Raw genomic sequence first — 18,197 nt, forward strand, 5'->3', positions numbered from 1 at the left:
TGCTCAATCGAACCGCGCTTGTTAGCCTTACAAAAACCACCGGGGGACATGTCGATGCGTTACTCAAACGAGCAACTCGATACTTACGCGCGGACGTTCGAGCACGACGGCATGGTGCTGCTAAAGCAACACTTTCAAAAGGACACGCTGTCAGCCTGGCGCCAGGCCTTCGACGGCATTCTTGCTCATAAACTGCAGGCAAATGCCACCGCTGTGCGCGGCGCCAACCGGCACTACATCACCTTGCCGTTTGCCGGCGTGTTCGCAGACGAGCGCATCTTCTGCGACCCTGACGTGCTGGCGATTGTCGAACGCGTCGCGGGTGAAGATCCGGTGATGTGCCAACTCGCCACCGACACGCCCCTGCGCGGGTCGACCTATCAGGACGTGCACCGCGACACGCCCGCCCTGTTCGACAATCTGGCGGAAACACCGTCGTTTCAGCTCGCCGTCAACTTTCCGCTTTGCGATGTGACCGCAGACAACGGCCCGTTCGAAACCACCCTGGGCACTCACCGAATGAATGCGGCGGACGCGATGCAGGCTTATCTGGCAGGGGAAATTCCGCTGCACGCCATTCCCATGGAACTTGGCGACGTGATGATCCGCGACGTCCGGGCATTGCATCGCGGCACGCCCAACAATACCGACGCGCCGCGTCCGATGGTCGTCATCGGCTATAGCCGAAGCTGGTATTTCAGGCCGGAAGTACATATCGACGTGCCGCGCGATGTTTATGAGCGGCTCGGCCCACGAGCAAAGCGCCTGCTGCGCTATATGCCTCAGGTCGACGACGCGGGTGCCGTCCACGGTGGCGAAAGCTACCTCAAGTTCGCCTATTGATATTGATGGCACTTGGATCGCGAGCGCCGGAAGAAAACGCCGGGCGAAACGAAATGCCCGGCGCTCGTCCGTGCTGCACTGCATGATGCCAGGCTTAGTGCCAGAACAGCGCGATCAAAATGATGATGGGAATCGGCACGCCGAGCATATAAAGAAGAATCGAACGCATAATTACCTCCCTCGGTAAATGAATAGGTATCCGAATTACAATTGACGCACCCGCCCGCCATGGGTTGCCATCAGGCTTGCAGAGAAGGCGCCCATCAGAAGCGAGACAAACAGCCACAACGACGCGCCAATCGTGACCTTGCGCGCTTTATCGGCGGCGGCTTTCGCGGCTGCATCGAGCGCCGTGACTTTCTGCAAAAAGGTCGTATAGGTGGCGCTCACGCGAGCCTGCGCGGCGGCGGGCACGATGCCGGTACGTTGCGCGACGAGCTGGCCCAGATATGCCGCATCTTCGGCGGACAATTGATCGCCGGTGGCCGCGCTATTGAGGAAAATGCGCGCCGCTTCCTGACGCGCCGGCTCGTTGCCCCAAGCCCCGCCTGGGCCAGCGGCAGGCTGCGCGCCGGCCGGCAAGCGGAACAGCGAGTCGACAAAGTAGCCGAGCGGCCATGTATTCATCGCCGCCATGGCGTTGCCGCGCTGCATGGTCGCCATCGTGCCGAAGCCGCCCTCCGCGGCGGACGTCGCCACAGCCTGGGTGCCGCTGCGCACCACGCCGGTGACGGCCGACGCCAGTATGGCCGCCGTGAGCAGCGTCGCCACGGCCCAGCTCAGAAAGCCATGCGCGGTGTCGCGGAAGTGGATTTCATCGGTATCGATGGCTAGCCAGCGGCTGCGCAGTCGCCCGGCGAGATATCCGCCTAATCCCGAAGTGAGAATCGAGGTGACGCACACCCACACGACGGCGGCAAAGCCAAAGGCTTTGGCATTCGCCGCGCCCGAGGACCATGGCGAAATCGAGGTCAAGCCAAGACCCGTGCCTAAGGTCAACAGGATGAGGGCGAATGCAGCCGCTGCGACGCCGCCGGCAAACACAGCGCTCCATGAGACGGCGCCCTCGAGACGATGAGTGAACAGTGCAGGATCTTTTGCGGCCAGCGCAAGCTCCGCCGGGTTTTCGGTGTAATTCATTGTCGGCCTCCATGACCTTGTCGATACCGCCTCGCCGATATGCCGTGACCTTCGGCATAACCGCAGCTTCGGGCGGGGTGAAGCTCCTGCAACCGTCGCATTTTTCGTGCCGCAGCGCAGGAGACCGATACAATGCGCTGACGCCCCAAGCCCCCCAGGTACGCCAGGCACATGGCCTCATTGATTTAAACGAACCCTGCAACGTGAGTCATACCCTCTCAACCGCCGTATCGTCCGAGCTCGAAATCCGCAAGAGCCGCTTTATCGGGTACGCCATTCCGGTCGCCGACCGCGATGCGGCAATGGGCGAGCTGCGCCGTCTGCGCGAAGAACATCCCGCCGCCACCCACGTCTGCTGGGCCTTGTTGGCTGGCGGCCAGTCGGGCATGTCGGACGACGGCGAGCCGTCCGGCACTGCGGGCAGGCCGATCCTCGAAGTGTTGCGGCATCACGATCTGGATGGCGTGCTGGCCGCCGTGGTGCGCTATTACGGCGGCGTGAAGCTCGGCGCGGGCGGCCTCGTGCGCGCGTACACCGATGCGATCGCCCGCGTGTTGCAGGACGCGCCGCGCGTCGAACGCATCGCCAAGACCTTGTTGACTGTGGAAATCGCCTATCCCGACGAAGCGCGCGTGCGCCGCTGGATTGATCAGGAGGGCTACACGCTCGTCAAGAGCGGCTATGAAATGGAAGTGCGGCTGACGCTCAGCATGCCGGTGACCGCCGCAGAAAGCGCGCGCGAGGCGCTGCGAGACATGACGCAGGGACGCGCGGTGTTTCCCGAGCTCTAAAGAAGAAGGGCCGCCCGATCTGACACCGGCACGGCCCTGAAGCATTTACATCGCGGCGCTTAATGCGTTGCTGCCAGCTCCGCATCTTGGGTCCGCTGGTTAGCCGCATCCGCCAGCGCGTCTTTGAGGATCATCTCGGCGCCCTTCTCCGCCACCATCATCGTCGGCGCGTTGATATTGCCGGAGGTGATATTCGGGAAGATGGACGCGTCGACTACGCGCAGCCCGGTCAGACCATGCACACGCAATCGCGCGTCGACCACCGAGGTCCGCGCGTCCGCGCCCATCGCACACGATCCACACAGGTGATAGATCGACCCCGACTGCTCGCGGAAATACTGCAGAAAGCCTTCGCGCGTATTGACCTGCGGCCCCGGCGAAATCTCTTCGACCGTGATGCCCTTCAGCGCCGGCGTGGCCATCACCTTGCGCACCAGTTCGCAGCCCTGAATGACCTCGTCGATGTCCTTCTCCGTGGTCAGCGCGTTGATACGGATTTTCGCCGCATCTTCCACCTGGTTCGAAGCAATTTCGATCGAACCGCGGCTCGTCGGCCGGCACGGATTGAAGGCCAGCAGGAACCCCGAATACGGTTCCGGCTCGAGATTCGCCTTGTTGCTTTTCGGAATCCGGTACGAGAGCGGATTGAAATACAACTGCAGGTTAGGCTGCGTCTGCGCGTCGTTGCCCTTAAAGAAGCCACCCGACTGATTCACGCTCATCGCAAGCGGCCCCTTGCGCGTCAGCAGGTATTGCAAAGCCAGTTTGAGTTTGCCGAGCAACGGCCGCATTTCATCGTTCAACGTCTTCACGTTGGCACGGTAGTAGAAGCTCACGCACAGATGGTCCTGCAGATTCTGCCCGACCGCCGGCAATTCCTGCACGAGCGGAATGCCGTGCTGCGCGAGCAACGCCTTGTCGCCCACGCCGGACAGTTGCAACAGCTTTGGCGTATCCACTGCGCCCGCGGCCAGGATCACCTCGCGGTTCGCCGTGAAGGTCCGCGCCCCGCCATTCTGTTTGACCACCACGCCCGTCGCCCGCTTGTTGCTGTCGAATAGCACCTGGCTGACCAGCACGTCGCGTTCGACATGCAGATTCTTGCGGTTCAGTACCGGATGCAGATATTCGAAGCTGCTCGACGAGCGCTGTCCGTTGCGGGTATTCACATCGTAGATGCCCGAGCCTTCGAACTGCGCGCCGTTGAAGTCGTCCGTGCGTTTGTAGCCCGCCTGATCGCAGCCTTTGAGGAACACGTGGCAGATCGGATGAACCGCATCCTTCATCGGCGCAATGCCAATCGGGCCATCGGCGCCGTGATAGTCAGTATTGCCCAGCGGATGCGATTCGAGCTTGCGGAAATACGGCAGCACGTCCCTGAACGCCCAACCTTTGGCGCCGGCCGCCGCCCAATCGTCGAAATCGTGCGGTTGGCCGCGCACGTAAATCATTGCGTTGATCGAGCCCGAGCCGCCCTGTACCTTGCCGCGTGGGCAATAGATCGGCCGGTTGTCGAGTTCTTTCTCCGGCTCGCTGTAGTACATCCAATTATAGGTTTCGTTGTAGTACGTCTTGGTGAAACCCACGGGAATCTTGAACCAGAACGAGCTGTCTTTGCCGCCCGCTTCGAGCAGCAGCACGGAATGCTGGCCCGATGCCGTCAGCCGGTTAGCGAGGATGCAGCCCGCAGAGCCCGCGCCGACAATAATGTAGTCGTAGTTCATGGTGTATCGCGCCCGACGGCGCCCGCTCCAGTGAATGCGAATGTAAGTCCCGAACTCAGCCCTTGGCCGGCGCGAGATCCTTGACGTCTGCGGGTTGCGCGGCCATCTGCAGATGCAGGCGTTGACCCTTATACGGCGTGTGTTGCCGCACCACGTCCATATTCAACTCGACGCCAAGCCCCGGCTCCTGCGATGGAATGATGTAGCCCTCTTCCCAGCGAATCGGCGTCTTCAGCACTTCCGCGTGGAAACCGCCCCACGTGCCGATGCTTTCCTGAATCAGGAAATTCGGCGTGCATGCCGCGAGCTGAATGCTGGCTGCCGCGCCCACCGGACCGTTGTAGAGGTGCGGTGCGATCTGCGCGTAATACACCTCGGCGATGCTGGCCACCTTCTTTGCTTCGAGCAAACCGCCCACACGCGCCACATTCAGTTGCAGGATCGAGGCGGCGCCCGCTTCGAGCAGCTTGAAGAATTCATACTTCGTGGTGAGGCGCTCGCCCGCTGCGATGGGAATGCTGGTGTGCTTCGCCACCTGCGCCATCGCCCCTTCCTGTCCGGGCGGGACCGGCTCTTCGAACCACAAGGGATCGTATTTCTCAAGGCGTTTAGCCAGGCGAATCGCCGAGGACGGCACCATTTGCCCATGCGTGCCGAACAGCAGATCCGCCTTGCTGCCCACGGCTTCGCGCACACGCCGGCAGAATAGTTCGCAACGGTCCAGCACTTCCAGCGACAATTGGTGGCCCGAATAAGCCGTATACGGACCCGCCGGATCGAACTTGAGCGCCGTAAAACCGCGCTTGACGTTTTCCACCGCGCATTCGGCGGCGAGATCCGGGTCGTCGTAATCGTATTCGCCGCGGCTATTCTTCGGATACAGATAGGTGTACGAACGAAGCCGTTCATTGACCATGCCGCCCAGCAGCTCATAGACCGGTTTGCCCGCTGCCTTGCCGATGATGTCCCAGCACGCCATCTCCAGGCCGCTGACCACACCCATCATGGTCAGGTCTGGGCGTTGCGTGAAGCCGCTCGAATAGGCTTCGCGCCACAGACGCTCGACGTGATGCGGGTCCTTGTCCAGCAGATAGCGGCCGAACACGTCGTCGATGATATGGGTCATCGCATCCGGATGAAACGTGGCGGAATAGATTTCTCCCACGCCCTCGATACCGCAAGCCGTCTTCAGTTTGACGAAGATCCAGTACATGCCGCCCAGATGCGGCGGCGGTACAGCAACAATATGCGTTTCGAGCGAAACAACTTTCATTTACGCACCTTCTTTTCTGTTAAGCATGTTTCTCAGCGCCAGCGCGGCGAAGCCGCCCACTGCGGCCACCGCGGCCACATAGCCGAAGTAGAGTTGATAGCCAAAGACGCCGGGGTAGTTCTGCGTCAGGTAACCGTTGATAAGCGGCAGGAACACGTCCGGCGAATAGCCCAGAACGGAAATCAGCCCGATGGCGAGACCCATCGTTTCGACCGGCACATTGCAGCGATCGAGCAGCGACCAGTAAAGGCCGCGGATGGCATAGGTCAGGATGCCGATGAACAGCACGAGGAACACCAGCGCCACGTGATTGCCGATGCCGGGCGCCGCCACCAGGCCGAGCAGCGAGAGTGCCGCGAGAAACAGCGCAATCACCAGCACCGAAATCTTCGAATAGCGGTCACCCAGGAAGCCGCCGCCGATGCCGCCGATCGGCCGCATCCACAGTTTGAGCGTGGTGACCGTGCCGGCCATCACCACCGACAAACCGATCGTCCCTTCGTGCAGGTACGCGGAGAAGCTGTAGGTGGCCCAAAACACCTGATAGCCGCAAAACACGATCGCCGCCACCAGCCACAATTCCGGAATCGCCGCGAGCGTCTTCAGGTCGATCAGCACGTTGCTGCGTTTGCGCCCGGCGGCCTGGTCCGCGGCGGCTTTGCTGCCCTGCGGATCCTTGACGAGACCCAGCACCACGCCCAGCGCAATGCACAGGAACGCGTACATGTAGACCACCAGCCTGAAGCCGGTCGTTACGGCTTCACCGCGCGTCTGCGTGGCCCAGGCGAACAACGAGATGGCCGCAGTGGCGAGCAGCGCTTCGACAAGACCGCGGCCGCCATCGAGAAAGCCGAAGAAGCGGCCCTGTTCGTGCGTACCGGCGATCATCGTCACGCGCTTGATCACGGCGGCCCAGAAGGTCAATCCCGTCGATAGCCCCCAGCCGCCGAAAATCACCATCAGCAGATGAAACGACGGCGCCGTCGAATACCACAGGCCCAGCACACCGGTTGCGATCAGCGAAAAGCAGATCAGGAGACGCGGCGCGATGCGATCGGCCAGCCAGCCGCTCGGCAGATAGCTCAGCAGGAAGATCGTGCCGAGCGACGAATACAGATAACCCAGCTGGCTGTCGGTGATATGAAACACCTCTAGCATCGTCGGCTGGTACACCTGGCGCAAATAGAGAATCGGATAAATGGCGCCGGCGGCAATCACCAAAAGCAGCAATTGCACATAGCGCTGTGCTTTGGTTTCGCGCAAGAGCGCGGCGTCACTGGATGCGGCCAGCGGGGCCGTGGATTGGACAGGGCGAGATGACACGGAGGTGCTCCTAAGAAACACACAAAGCCTGCGATGCATGGCTGCATCCGCTTTGTCGAGTCTCCAATTTCTTTGTTATGGTTGCAGCGTGCTTACGCGAATCTGCAGGTTGAGAAATGGCGCGCCGCAGTCAGCGACGCGCCGGGTCTGAATGCAAGCCGGCTCGGTGCTTCGGGATCAGTACTTCATGACTACGAGGCGGGTTTGGGTGAATTCGAGCATGCCGTGCTTGCCGTCGTCGCCGCCCAGACCCGAACGTTTCCAGCCGGCATGGAAGCCCTGATATGGATCGGCAGGCGTGCGATTCACATACAGTTCGCCGGCTTCGATGTTGTTGGCCACCTTCATGGCAGTGCGATAGTTCTCGGTATAAAGCACCGAGGAAAGACCGAACTGGTGATCGTTAGCCATGCCAAGCGCTTCGTCGAGCGTGCTGTATTTGACGACCGGCATGATCGGCCCGAAGGTTTCTTCCTGGATGATCTCCATGTCCTGACGGCAGTTCGACAGCAAGGTCGCCGGATAGAAGAAACCCTTGCCGTCCGGCAACGCGCCGCCCGTCTCGATCCGCGCGCCCGCCGCTACCGCACGTTCGACCATGGCGTGAATCGAGCGGCGTGACGCGTCGTTCACAAGCGGTCCCATCCGATCGGGGTGCTCTGCGCGGTCGCCGGATTTTGCTGCGCTCATGTGCTGCTTGAGCAGCGCAAGGAAGCGGTCATGCACGCTTTCATGCACGTAGACGCGTTCGATCGCCGTGCACAACTGGCCGCAATGCGTGGTCTTCGAAGCGACCAGATCACGGGCGGCTTTCTCGAGGTCGGCATCCGGCTCGATGATCGCGGGCGTTTTACCGCCCAGTTCGAGCGACGGCTTGGCGATGTTCGCCTTGCAGTATTCGAGCACCTTGCGGCCGGCGCCGACGCTACCCGTCAACGTAATCATGCCGACCGCCGGATGCGTGCAGACCGTTTCCGCGACGGCGTGGCTCATCGTCAGAATGTTCACCACGCCTGCCGGCAAACCGGCTTGCTCGACCGCCCTTGCGATTTCGAACGCGGAAGTGGGAGTGTTATTGCTCGGCCGCACCACCACCGTGTTACCGGAAATCAGCGCGGGCGCAATCTTGCGCATGAGCGTGTAGACTGGAAAGTTGAACGGAATCAGGCACGCCACGACGCCGATCGGTTCGCGGTGCAGCACCAGATTTTCGTCGGGGCTGTCGCTTGGAATCACTTCGCCTTCGATACGGCGCGCCCATTCCGCGTGATAACGCGTGATCTGGCCGGCGTAGATGGCTTCGTTGGTGGCGTCCGACACGCTCTTGCCCGACTCCAGCGCGAGCGCCGCGCCGATCGCCGGCGCGCATTCGCTCAACGCGTCAGCCAGCCTGTGCATATAGACCGCGCGTTCGGCGGACGGCAGTTTGCGCCAGCCTTTCTGCGCGGCTGCGGCGGCATTGACCGCGGCCACCGCGTCTTCCTTCGATGCACCCGCGACGTGGGCAATCAGGGCCTCGGTGGCGGGGTTGTAGACGGGGATGCGTTCGTCGGTGGAGGGTTCGACGAATTGGCCGTTAACAAAATTCCGATCGAGTCGCATGGTCCTTACCTGGTGGCGTAGTGCGAAAAACGCATTGCCGACGGCTATGGATTCCATGCCACCGGAGCATGGGCAGGATTCTTCTCCGCACCGCAAGGGGCAGCAAGCGACTATTTTGAGAACCAAACATGCAAAAAACTCATGTTTAGTCATGGAGGACGGGGAACAGGTTCGGTACGGGGCCTAGCGGCCGATTCGCAGCAAGGACGCCTGACTTTCAAGCAGGATCTGCAATTCGGCGGCATCGGGCTGCGTGCCCCAGTTGCGGGCGCCAGCCACCGAGACAACCGCGATCCACGAATTAGGCGGAAACCATTCGCGCATGACCGAGGCGCCGTGCAGGATCCGCAGCCGGCCGGTTTGCCCACAATAATCGGCACGTAGTTCCGTGCCGTCCAGTTGGGCGGTCACAAGGGGGTGATGCATTCGCTGCATTGATATCTCCCGCAAATTGAAGCTCGGATTGCCGGTCTGCGACGGGTGATGCAGGTAGTGACGGCAGTCTAGGGACGGCGCTCAATTACAGGTGAAACGCGCATGAGAGATTGGTAACGCGAGGTTACGGCGATGACGTAATGAGCAAACGAGGACACCGTTTAGCTGCTTCGCGCTAATGGCACTGCATCCAGCGCGGTCATCAACCCGTATATGAAGCAATGCGACGCAACTCCTGCATCGCTTACCGGGAGATCGAAATGAACAAGGCAATTCTGACCTTCATAATGACGGGCGTGGCTGCAGTTTCGTTAAGCGTGGCGAGTGCGGCGTTTGCCGGCGGCAACGGCAATGGCGGCGCAGGTAATGCGCATGGTGCGGCGACGGCTGGAATGACCTACGGTGGCGACCCGATCGACAGCCCGTGGGTCACCAAGCCCGCCGGCATGACGACGGATCACAGCAACGCGACCATGCCCTCGTCCAGCGACACCTCCAATGCGCCGACGACGCAAGCCAAGATGGATCCGCAATAAGGCGCCGCGCAATTCATCAGTATGACTAAGAATACGAGCGCGCTTTATGATTGCGTCATCCCGCGTAGCCGTCGTCGCCGGCATCTTCTGCCAGCGACGGCTCCCGCCTGCTTTCAGCCGCTTGCAAGCCTGATCAAGCGCCGATCGTCTGGTTGTCAGCACCAACGTGCAGCATGCGTTCAAGCTCCGCCGGCGGTTGCGGACGGCACAGGAAAAAGCCTTGTACGAAGTCGCATTGAACGTCGCGCAGAATGTCGAGTTGCTGCTGTTCCTCGACGCCTTCCGCCACGACCTTGATGCCCAGCTTGCGCGACAGGTCCACGATGCCTTCCACGATGGTCTGGGTTGCCGGATCGCTGACCAGTTTTGACGTGAACGAGCGGTCGATCTTGAGTGTGTCGGGGGCGAAATCGGCCAGATACTTGAGCGTCGAATAGCCGGTGCCGAAGTCGTCGATGGCAATGCGCACGCCCAAAGCCTTCAGCGCGGCAATAATCTTTTGCGCGTGATACGGGTTTTCCATCAAAGCCGTTTCGGTCAATTCGATTTCAAGCTGCGCCGGCGGAACGCCGAATTTCAGCAGCGCACGCTCGACTTCCCAGACGATGCCATCGCCGCGAAGCTGGCGAGCCGAGACATTCACCGACATCCCCAGATTGGCCGCCCCAAGGCCCCGCCACTGCGCCAGTTGACTGAGCGCGCTATTCAGCACCCATGCGCCGACATCGGCGATAAAACCCGTCTCTTCGAGAATCGGCACGAATACGCCAGGCGGAATCAGACCGCGGCGCGGATGCTGCCATCGGATCAGGGCCTCGGCACTGTGGACGGTCAACGTGCGCGGTTCGTGAATGGTCTGGTAATGCAGCAGGAACTGGTCCGAGGCCAGCGCCTCGGGCACGTCGCGTTCCAGCTCGAAATCGCCGATGGTTTCCGCCGCCTCCTTACCCGCGAACATGAAGCAATTGCGCCCAGCCTTTTTCGCGGCATACATGGCGACGTCCGCGCTCGTCAAAAGCGCTTCATGGTTCGCACCGTGTTCGGGATAAAGCGAAATGCCGATCGATGCCGTGACGAACGTGCCCGCGCCGTCGTCGCGGCCGCTGCGTGAGAGATCGACCAGCAAGGCATCCGCCACCGCTTCCAGACCGGTTTTCTCCGCCATACTGCCGATCAGGACAGCAAACTCGTCGCCGCCGAGCCGCGCGATATAGGCATCGGGCGGCAAGGCGTCCTTGATCACGTCGCCAATGCCCTTGAGCAGACGGTCTGCCGCGACATGTCCGAGCGTATCGTTCAGCACCTTGAAGCGGTCGAGGTCGACAAACATCAAACCGAACGGCGTGTGCGCGGCACAGCGTGCTTCGATCTCGCGAAACAGCGCCGCGCGGTTCGCGAGTCCGGTCAAGGAATCGGTGAACGCCGCCCGGTCGAGGGTGGCGATGCGCTCCTGCTCGGCGGTGATGTCTTCCGTGATGCCGATGATACGCAGTACCGTACCGGCTTCATCCTGCACCGGATAACCGGTGCTGCGCAGCCAGCGGATCGAGCCATCGGCTTTCCTGATGCGATATTCGACGCGCCCGTCCACCGAGTGACTGACAATCCGGTCCATCTCGCCGCGCACGAGCGGAAGGTCCTCTTCGAGCACCATCTCCATCCATGCGGACGGATGCTGCAGCAATTGAGCGGGTTCGAGTCCGAACACCTTGAAACAGCCGGCGCTAACGTGGTGAAACGATTTGAAGTCTGCGCCGTAGGAGTAAAACACCAGCGGCACATGAGCTTCCATCTCGGACATGAGCTCGTTCTTCGCTTGCAGTTGCGCCAGCAGATCCGAATGGCTGGTCACATCGAGCGAGGCGCCGGTGACTGCGATCACGCGGCCTTTCTCGTCCTTGATCGGGGTCAGCCGGGTATCCCATCGCTTCGGCCTGCCAGTGGCCGTAGGAGCAAATCCACTAAACGCCGTCCGGCGCCCGGCTAGCGCACCGGCAAAAGCCGTCCTGGCGGCCGCGCCATCCTCGCCGCGCCAGAACGAAAGCCATGGTGCGCCGGCGAGTTGCGCGGGCGATTCGGCATCCATCAGACCGGCGCCGTACTCGGAAATGCGCAGCATGTTGCCGTCGAGATCGATCAGCTTCATGCATTCGCGATTCGCGTCCAGCAACGCGCTAGCTAATTCCGTCGCCGCGGCCTGTTTGGCGCGCTCGTTGGCGAGCGTGCGATAAATCAAGGCAGTAAGCACCGCCCCTGCCGCGCACGCAATGCCTATGACCTTGCCTTGCGGCGCGCCGCTCGCGAGTTGCAGCCATCGAGGTATCAGCAGGCACAGGGAGAGTGCACCGAATCCGGCGCATATCGCCACGCAGGCACAGCGGACGTCGACACGCCGGTGACGCCGGTACCACGTGAAGAAATACGACAGGAAGAGCTGGTTCTGCGGCGCCAAGTTGTCGCTGCTGGCAGCGGACTTGTGCGCACCGCGCGGGGTAGTCGAACTATGGGCGCACGACGAATTCAATTGAAAGCCTGGTCGGTTACGAGTCTTGTGCCGTATGTCGTGAGAGGCGGTGCTGAATCACACCACGTGATTCCGTTAACGGCAAGCGGGTGCGGAAATTGAGGCGCGAGCGGTCCGCCTCCTTTGGATCGCGTCAGATCGCGTAGGAGAACAGAATACTCTGGGAACTCGCGTGGGTCTTAAGCAACCGCGGGCCTGAGGCTTCAAATGCATTCACGGGGCCGGCGTATACGGGACGTAGGGATATCCCTGGGTCCGGCGAGAAGGAAGGGTAAACCATTGTGCGCCGCGCGCAACGGCCGGGTCGATGCGACACGCAGCTTACAACGAGCTGCTATAGCTCCGGATTGGCCAGGTCGGCAGCGACGATGTGTTCGCCGTAAACCTGCGCGGCCGCGAGCGCCTCGACTTTGGTCGGATACGGTCCCAGCTCGGGCGCGCCGTCGAACGGAAACAATAACCGGCCGTCCGTCTTGCGCACCACGTTCAGAACGCCGAAAAAGCGCCGGTAGCCAGCCAGTCGCGAGGACGCCGAGACTTCGAAATCGCTCTCCGAGCGGGCCGGAACGCTGGGGATGAATGCAGACTTGCTCATACGCTAAAACGGGTTCGAGGGAGATACGGGGCGCCGAACGCGCACTGCGTCGGCAGCCCCGGGAAAGCAGCCAGGCCGCCGGTCAGTACGCTTCCCTTTGCCACGGGCCCCAAGCGGCGCCATCGGCCTTCACGCGCGTGTAGGTGGCGCTTTGTCCGGTCGGGATGTCCGAAGTATCGCCGAGCAGCTTTACGTCAGTGGTATGCAGCGCGAACGCCTGCCGTTCATCCGTGTTCACGGTGACCCGCCCAATGGGCTCCAGAGCGTCGCTTTGTGCAGACTCCAACAGCGCGAGATAAGGGGTCAAACGGCCCCAGAACGATGTCAACTCTTCCTGCAAGTAGTGTTTCATGAATTTCCTGGGAGAGTGTGACACGCAGTTTACCCTACCGGAACATTACGTTTACCCAACAGCAATTTGCCTACCATTTTGTCGTTTAGAACACACCTGTGAAACTTGATGATTGGCAGGTTTGATATCAGCGTGGTACAAAGTCATTCTTCGCGTTCGGTCGCGGGGCGAAGACGCGGCAAACGCGAACGCGACATTTAAATTGAATGGATTAAAAAATGGCAACCGGTATTGTGAAGTGGTTCAATGATGCAAAGGGTTTTGGTTTCATTACGCCTGACGGCGGCGGCGAAGATCTGTTCGCACATTTCTCGGAAGTCCAGGGAAGCGGCTTCAAATCGCTGCAGGAAAACCAGAAGGTCAGCTTCGAAGTGAAGCAGGGCCCGAAGGGTAAGCAAGCGGCAAACATCACGCCGCTGTAACAGGCCGGAACTCACGTTCCTCCCTGCTGCAAATGGCCCGCCTCGGCGGGCCATTTGCTTTTGTAGCGGGGGTTTGAGGCGAATCGGGCAGCGTTCGGCCGCTGCGCCGTTCGCCCCGAAAAACCCGCTCACAACTCCAGCAAAGCTGTCTTCATCCAGTCATGCACGGCGTGGCTCAGGTCCTGCTGCGAGGTCTCACGCGATGAAAACTCCGGGCCGACCACCACCCGGATGTGCCCCTTGTCCACCGGCCAGCCCTTCGCCGGCCAGACTTTTCCTGCGTTGTGCACCACCGGCACCACCGGCGCGCCGGTCGCGCATGCAAGGCGAATCCCGCCCGAGGTCAGCCGCAGCGGCGCGTTGTGCGGCACGCGCGTGCCTTCGGGAAAGATCACCACCACGTCGCCCTTGGCGAGCCGTTCGGCACATTCCTTCGTCACGGCCTGATGCGCCTGGCGCGGTGAGCCGCGATTCAGGCTGACCATATCCAGGCCACGCAGCACCCAGCCGAAGAACGGAATGCGCAATAGATCTTCCTTGAACACGAAACTGATGCGCCGCGGAAATAGCGCGAGAAACGCCAGCGTCTCCCACGTGGATTCATGCCGGCACAGGATGATGGACGGCCCCTGCGGCAGATGCTCGAGTCCCTCCACCGAACAGGTGACGCCCGGTGACAAGCGCATCCATGCAACCATTGCACGGCACCATTGCGCCGCGAGCCAATAGCGTCCGGCTCGTCCAACGAAAGGAAACAGCAGCAAAATCAACGCGGAATAGAGCATGCCGCTGCCGAGCAGGCCGAAGATGAAAAAGCATTTGAAGAACTTGGTGCGCATGAAAAGCCGAGTGAAAAAAAGTGGGACCGGGAGATTTCGCGGCGCCATGCGTCGTAGTTGCACGCGAGGCGCGATATTCGTGCGGAGATGTCGCTGCTGGACGACCCGCGTCATGCGACATGACGATGCGACACCAATCTAGTCTGACACAAATAAATTTTTCGCTGCGTCTCGCCGGAAATAATTCCCGCCTCGCACGCGTCCGGAAACGCCCTTAGCCGATTAAAAATCTCTTCACTTTGATGCTCACGTTGCGATAGGCCCACCTCTCTATTCTGTTCCTTACCGAGACGCACATCGCGTAAGGCGCGACAGCCCGGCCCCATCCCTATCGCCTGAAGGAGCAATCATGAAAGCACTGAAAATCGCAGCCCTGCTGAGCATTCTCGCCACCGGCACGGCATTCGCTCAAAGCAATCCGGCCAATGCATCCACTACGGCCGACAATTCCACGGACACCGTGACCATGTCGAACGTGACGCCACAAAACGGCACATGGGTTCCGCCTAACGGCCAGGCCATCGCGCCGAAAACCCGCGCCGAAGTCTATGGCGAACTCGTGCAGGCAGAAAAGGACGGCCAGCTCGCTTACCTGAACAGCACGCTCTACGCGCATCCGTAATGCACTCCGGCTTCATCTCCATCTGACATTGAGGAATCCACCATGAAAACCATCATGCTGGCAGCGCTCATCGGCCTCGCGGCAAGCAGCACTGCATTTGCGCAGACCGACACGGGATCGAACGACCCGCATCAGGGATCGAATTCCAGCTTCACCACCGCCGCGATGACCGACCAAGGCGGGCAATGGGTCGCCCCCTATGGCCAGCCGGTGGCGGGCAGAACACGTGCGCAGGTGTATCAGAGACTCGTCACGGCGAAGGAGGATGGACAACTGTCGTATCTGGACCGCACTGTGTACGCGCATCATTGATGGATTGGCCAGCAGTGCGCACACCGCTAACCAGGTGCACGCGATTTAATTTAGCATTCCTGCCAATTTATCCAGAAGAGCCGCGGCGATAGGGCAAGATGCCCTATCGCCGCTGTCACCGGCCACGAAAAATATTGCATTGCGGGCCGGCCGGGCATTGCGGACTGCCCGCCTCGCTACCGGAACCCGACGTGCCGCCATACGAAGCGTTCGTGATGGAACGCGCGGTCAGCGTACCGGCCGGTCCGGTTTCGCTGTATGACATATCCGTCGCATCCTGCGCGGATTGATTCGCGCTCTGTTCGAGGAAGGCACGGCCGCGTGGTTGCATATCCGTGCCCCTGTCCTGCCCGTTTGCCATGCCGGCCGCCAGCAACAGCCCCGCACTGGTCAACGGCAATACGAAAAGTGATTTCATCTCGATACCCCTTGCATCGGCCACCCATTACTGAGTCCGTTGCCCGGCAGTCCATCATCTGAATGCAGGCTCCTACCTGCCTTGCTACCTAAGTAACGACTCCAATCTCCGGCCTTCGCCGCCAGCCGCCATCCCCGCGGCGCAGCAAAAGCCCCTTCCGACCCGGCTGCGGCGAATCTGACTGCACAGATGGGCCACGCCGCCACTCCGTTATAGATCAAGTTCGCAGGACGTCAACGACCCAGCGACGCCGGCAACGCCAGCGGACACGCCCCGCCGCGTGGGGACAGAAATGCCACCGGACGGCGCACCAGGGTTCATACGCGCGAACACGGCACAATGCGTGCTGAGGTTATATTTCGACATGGCGCGTTCCCCGATCAAATTGGTTCGCTCATCGCGTCAGACTGCCGGAGAGGTAGATGGAGCACGCGTATCTTCACCTGTTGCACCTACTCGGCGGCCACGCACAATGGACGCTGGCGGTCGTATTTCTTGCCGCATTCCTGGAATCGGTCGCTGTCATCGGCACTTTCGTGCCGGGCAGCACGGCGATGTTTCTTGCCGGCGCCTTGGTAGGAACGGGCGCGCTGAACCTCGGTTGGCTGTTTGCCTGCGCCCTGGCAGGCGCCGTCGCCGGCGACGGTCTCAGCTACTGGCTCGGTCGCCGTCACCGCGACAAGCTCGTGCAGCTATGGCCCTTCTGCACGCATCCGCAGATTCTGCAAGCCGGCCACCAGTATTTCGCCTCGCACGGCGCGCGTAGCGTCGTGTTTGCCCGTTTCATTGCGCCATTGCGGGCGATCGTACCGGTCATCGCCGGCATGCTGGGCATGAGTCCGGTTCGTTTCTATGCGATGAATGTGCTGTCCGCGCTGTTGTGGGCGCCTGCGCATATCCTGCCTGGGGTCGTGTTCGGCGCATCGCTGCAACTGGCCGGCGCGGTTTCGTTTCGTCTCGTCGCGGTCATCGCGATTCTGGCGGCCATCGGCTGGCTCAGTTTCCGCGCGATGGAACTGGTCGTCTCGCGCGCCCAGGCGTGGACCAACGCGTCGCGTCTCGAGCTCATAGCCTGGGCGCGCTGTCACCATGGACGAAGGGCCGCTTTCCTCCTGCAAGTGTTGAACCCCGAGCGGCCGGCAATGGGGATCGTTGCCGTCATCTCCGTGCTGGTGCTGCTGTTCGCGGGCCTCTTCTTCGGCTTGTTGAAGGGCGTCGCCAATGGCGACCCGCTGGTTCAGGTGGATCTGTCCGTCTACCGCTTCCTGCAGTCGATCCACTCCACCTGGGCCGACTCCCTGATATCGGGCCTCAGCACCTTGGGCAGTGTCCCGACGCTCGGCGCCGTCGTCGTGACCGTCATCATCTGGATGACGTATGAGCGGCGCTGGCTCGCGATCGCATACTGGCTGGCCGCAGTGGCTTTTTCGCAATTGCTGATCTTCGCGATTCAACTGGCCGTGCGGCGTGCGCCGCCGGGCTATGGCGGTTTCGACGTCTACGCGTTCCCGAGCAATCACGTGGCGGCCAGCGCGATCGTTTACGGCTTCCTCGCATTTCTGCTGGCGCGCCGCGTCGGCAAAATCCAGGGAATCCTAACGACTACGCTTAGCACCGTGATTGTCGTAGCCGTCGCCTTCGCGGGCCTCTACTTCGGACGTTTTTCGTTCTCCGATGCAGTGGGCGGCGCGGCCTTCGCGGCGATCTGGGTCGCCGTCGTCTCGTTGACGGCTGTCTGGCGCAACCCGGCCACGCCTTCGTCGCGCGAGTTCATGCCTGCCGTGATGCTGCTTGTGATCTGCGCGAGCGCCGCGCCGCAAGTGGTGCTGAGCCGCTCGACCAGCGAATCGTCCAACGTCGCGCGCCGTCCCGTGGTCGTGGTCAGCGAAGCACAATGGACCGATACACTCTGGAAGACCTTCGCGTGCTACCGCTCCGACATGTCGGGCGACCGGCGCGAGCCGATCACGGTGCAATGGGCAGCCAGCCGTGAGCAGATCGAAGCGCAGTTGAGCCGTCGCGGCTGGATCGAAGGCACGCAATTTTCAGCGAGGGCGTTGCTTTCGCTCGTGGCGCCCGACCCCGACGCCACCGCCCTGCCGGTTCTGCCCAAGCTCAACAACGGCGAACCCTCCGCCTTGGTGTTCACGCGCGGCCGCGAGGCGCGCGACGAACGCGACGTGCTGCGTTTCTGGTCCACGGACTACGCCGTGCAACGCAAAAGCGACATGCCTGCAGCGCCAATCTGGCTAGGCTCGCTCGTGCACGAGCACATGCGGCGTCCGTCGTGGCCGTTCAATGTGCTGCGTCCGGACCGGCAGATCGATCCGCTTATTTCCGTGCAAGGCGAAGCGAGTGGTTGGCGCGAACTCGAAGTATCGAGTAGCGCCGGATGCGAAGGCGTGCGGGTCACGCTGGTCGATTCGAACGTTAAATGATTTCATGC

General features: G+C 61.4%; 18 protein-coding genes. 7 read left to right on the top strand and 11 right to left on the bottom strand.

All coding sequences use genetic code 11. The annotated features are described in order from the left end of the window. Nucleotides 1-54: 54 nt before the first annotated feature. Nucleotides 55-843: a phytanoyl-CoA dioxygenase family protein gene (locus FQ755_RS34240; protein ID WP_222105822.1), complete on the top strand. Its 789-nt coding sequence runs from the start codon at nucleotides 55-57 to the stop codon at nucleotides 841-843. Between the two features lie 204 nt (nucleotides 844-1,047). Here FQ755_RS34240 and FQ755_RS34250 read toward each other — a convergent pair whose 3' ends face one another. After that, nucleotides 1,048-1,983, bottom strand: coding sequence for a hypothetical protein (locus FQ755_RS34250; protein ID WP_222105823.1), 936 nt, complete (start codon nucleotides 1,981-1,983; stop codon nucleotides 1,048-1,050). Nucleotides 1,984-2,186: 203 nt separating this feature from the next. Between FQ755_RS34250 and FQ755_RS34255 the strand changes: the two genes are divergently transcribed. Then, the gene (locus FQ755_RS34255) at nucleotides 2,187-2,774 is read left to right on the top strand and encodes an IMPACT family protein (RefSeq protein WP_144161972.1); all 588 of its coding nucleotides are present in this window, start codon (nucleotides 2,187-2,189) and stop codon (nucleotides 2,772-2,774) included. Nucleotides 2,775-2,833: 59 nt separating this feature from the next. Here FQ755_RS34255 and FQ755_RS34260 read toward each other — a convergent pair whose 3' ends face one another. From FQ755_RS34260 to FQ755_RS34280, 5 genes are all read right to left on the bottom strand, one after another. Further along, on the bottom strand, nucleotides 2,834-4,498 hold the full coding sequence (locus FQ755_RS34260) for a GMC family oxidoreductase (RefSeq protein ID WP_144161975.1): 1,665 nt from the start codon (nucleotides 4,496-4,498) through the stop codon (nucleotides 2,834-2,836). A 55-nt stretch (nucleotides 4,499-4,553) separates the two neighbouring features. After that, nucleotides 4,554-5,771 (bottom strand): mandelate racemase/muconate lactonizing enzyme family protein, encoded by a 1,218-nt coding sequence (locus FQ755_RS34265; protein WP_144161978.1) that lies wholly within the window; start codon nucleotides 5,769-5,771, stop codon nucleotides 4,554-4,556. Continuing rightward, nucleotides 5,772-7,094 (bottom strand): MFS transporter, encoded by a 1,323-nt coding sequence (locus FQ755_RS34270; RefSeq protein WP_144161981.1) that lies wholly within the window; start codon nucleotides 7,092-7,094, stop codon nucleotides 5,772-5,774. A gap of 177 nt (nucleotides 7,095-7,271) precedes the next feature. After that, entirely contained in the window at nucleotides 7,272-8,696 is a 1,425-nt protein-coding gene (gene aldA, locus FQ755_RS34275; RefSeq protein ID WP_144161984.1) for an aldehyde dehydrogenase, read from the bottom strand. A gap of 183 nt (nucleotides 8,697-8,879) precedes the next feature. Continuing rightward, the gene (locus tag FQ755_RS34280) at nucleotides 8,880-9,122 is read right to left on the bottom strand and encodes a hypothetical protein (protein WP_260859011.1); all 243 of its coding nucleotides are present in this window, start codon (nucleotides 9,120-9,122) and stop codon (nucleotides 8,880-8,882) included. 269 nt (nucleotides 9,123-9,391) lie between these two features. Between FQ755_RS34280 and FQ755_RS34285 the strand changes: the two genes are divergently transcribed. After that, entirely contained in the window at nucleotides 9,392-9,667 is a 276-nt protein-coding gene (locus FQ755_RS34285; RefSeq protein ID WP_144161991.1) for a hypothetical protein, read from the top strand. 133 nt (nucleotides 9,668-9,800) lie between these two features. Here the strand turns inward: FQ755_RS34285 and FQ755_RS34290 are convergent, their stop codons facing one another. From FQ755_RS34290 to FQ755_RS34300, 3 genes are all read right to left on the bottom strand, one after another. Beyond that, nucleotides 9,801-12,119, bottom strand: a complete 2,319-nt coding sequence (locus FQ755_RS34290) for a putative bifunctional diguanylate cyclase/phosphodiesterase (RefSeq protein ID WP_260859012.1) — start codon at nucleotides 12,117-12,119, stop codon at nucleotides 9,801-9,803. A 406-nt stretch (nucleotides 12,120-12,525) separates the two neighbouring features. Beyond that, entirely contained in the window at nucleotides 12,526-12,786 is a 261-nt protein-coding gene (locus tag FQ755_RS34295; RefSeq protein ID WP_144161994.1) for a DUF6723 family protein, read from the bottom strand. A gap of 82 nt (nucleotides 12,787-12,868) precedes the next feature. Then, entirely contained in the window at nucleotides 12,869-13,138 is a 270-nt protein-coding gene (locus tag FQ755_RS34300; RefSeq protein ID WP_144161997.1) for a hypothetical protein, read from the bottom strand. Nucleotides 13,139-13,356: 218 nt separating this feature from the next. Here FQ755_RS34300 and FQ755_RS34305 point away from each other — a divergent pair, with 218 nt between their 5' ends. Beyond that, nucleotides 13,357-13,560 (top strand): cold-shock protein, encoded by a 204-nt coding sequence (locus FQ755_RS34305; RefSeq protein ID WP_074266313.1) that lies wholly within the window; start codon nucleotides 13,357-13,359, stop codon nucleotides 13,558-13,560. Between the two features lie 128 nt (nucleotides 13,561-13,688). Here FQ755_RS34305 and FQ755_RS34310 read toward each other — a convergent pair whose 3' ends face one another. Further along, nucleotides 13,689-14,399: a lysophospholipid acyltransferase family protein gene (locus tag FQ755_RS34310; RefSeq protein WP_144162000.1), complete on the bottom strand. Its 711-nt coding sequence runs from the start codon at nucleotides 14,397-14,399 to the stop codon at nucleotides 13,689-13,691. Nucleotides 14,400-14,748: 349 nt separating this feature from the next. Between FQ755_RS34310 and FQ755_RS34315 the strand changes: the two genes are divergently transcribed. Further along, nucleotides 14,749-15,021, top strand: a complete 273-nt coding sequence (locus FQ755_RS34315) for a DUF4148 domain-containing protein (RefSeq protein ID WP_144162003.1) — start codon at nucleotides 14,749-14,751, stop codon at nucleotides 15,019-15,021. A gap of 42 nt (nucleotides 15,022-15,063) precedes the next feature. Then, nucleotides 15,064-15,333, top strand: coding sequence for a DUF4148 domain-containing protein (locus FQ755_RS34320; protein WP_144162006.1), 270 nt, complete (start codon nucleotides 15,064-15,066; stop codon nucleotides 15,331-15,333). Nucleotides 15,334-15,448: 115 nt separating this feature from the next. On the opposite strand, the gene FQ755_RS34325 is transcribed toward FQ755_RS34320, so the two are convergent. Next, nucleotides 15,449-15,751 carry a hypothetical protein gene (locus FQ755_RS34325; protein WP_144162009.1) on the bottom strand — a complete coding sequence of 101 codons (303 nt, stop codon included), beginning with the start codon at nucleotides 15,749-15,751 and terminating at the stop codon, nucleotides 15,449-15,451. Nucleotides 15,752-16,173: 422 nt separating this feature from the next. Here FQ755_RS34325 and FQ755_RS34330 point away from each other — a divergent pair, with 422 nt between their 5' ends. Further along, on the top strand, nucleotides 16,174-18,189 hold the full coding sequence (locus tag FQ755_RS34330; protein ID WP_144162012.1) for a bifunctional DedA family/phosphatase PAP2 family protein: 2,016 nt from the start codon (nucleotides 16,174-16,176) through the stop codon (nucleotides 18,187-18,189). Nucleotides 18,190-18,197: the final 8 nt, after the last annotated feature.

The organism is Paraburkholderia sp. BCC1885, assembly GCF_900996235.1.
Taxonomy (GTDB): Bacteria; Pseudomonadota; Gammaproteobacteria; order Burkholderiales; family Burkholderiaceae; genus Paraburkholderia.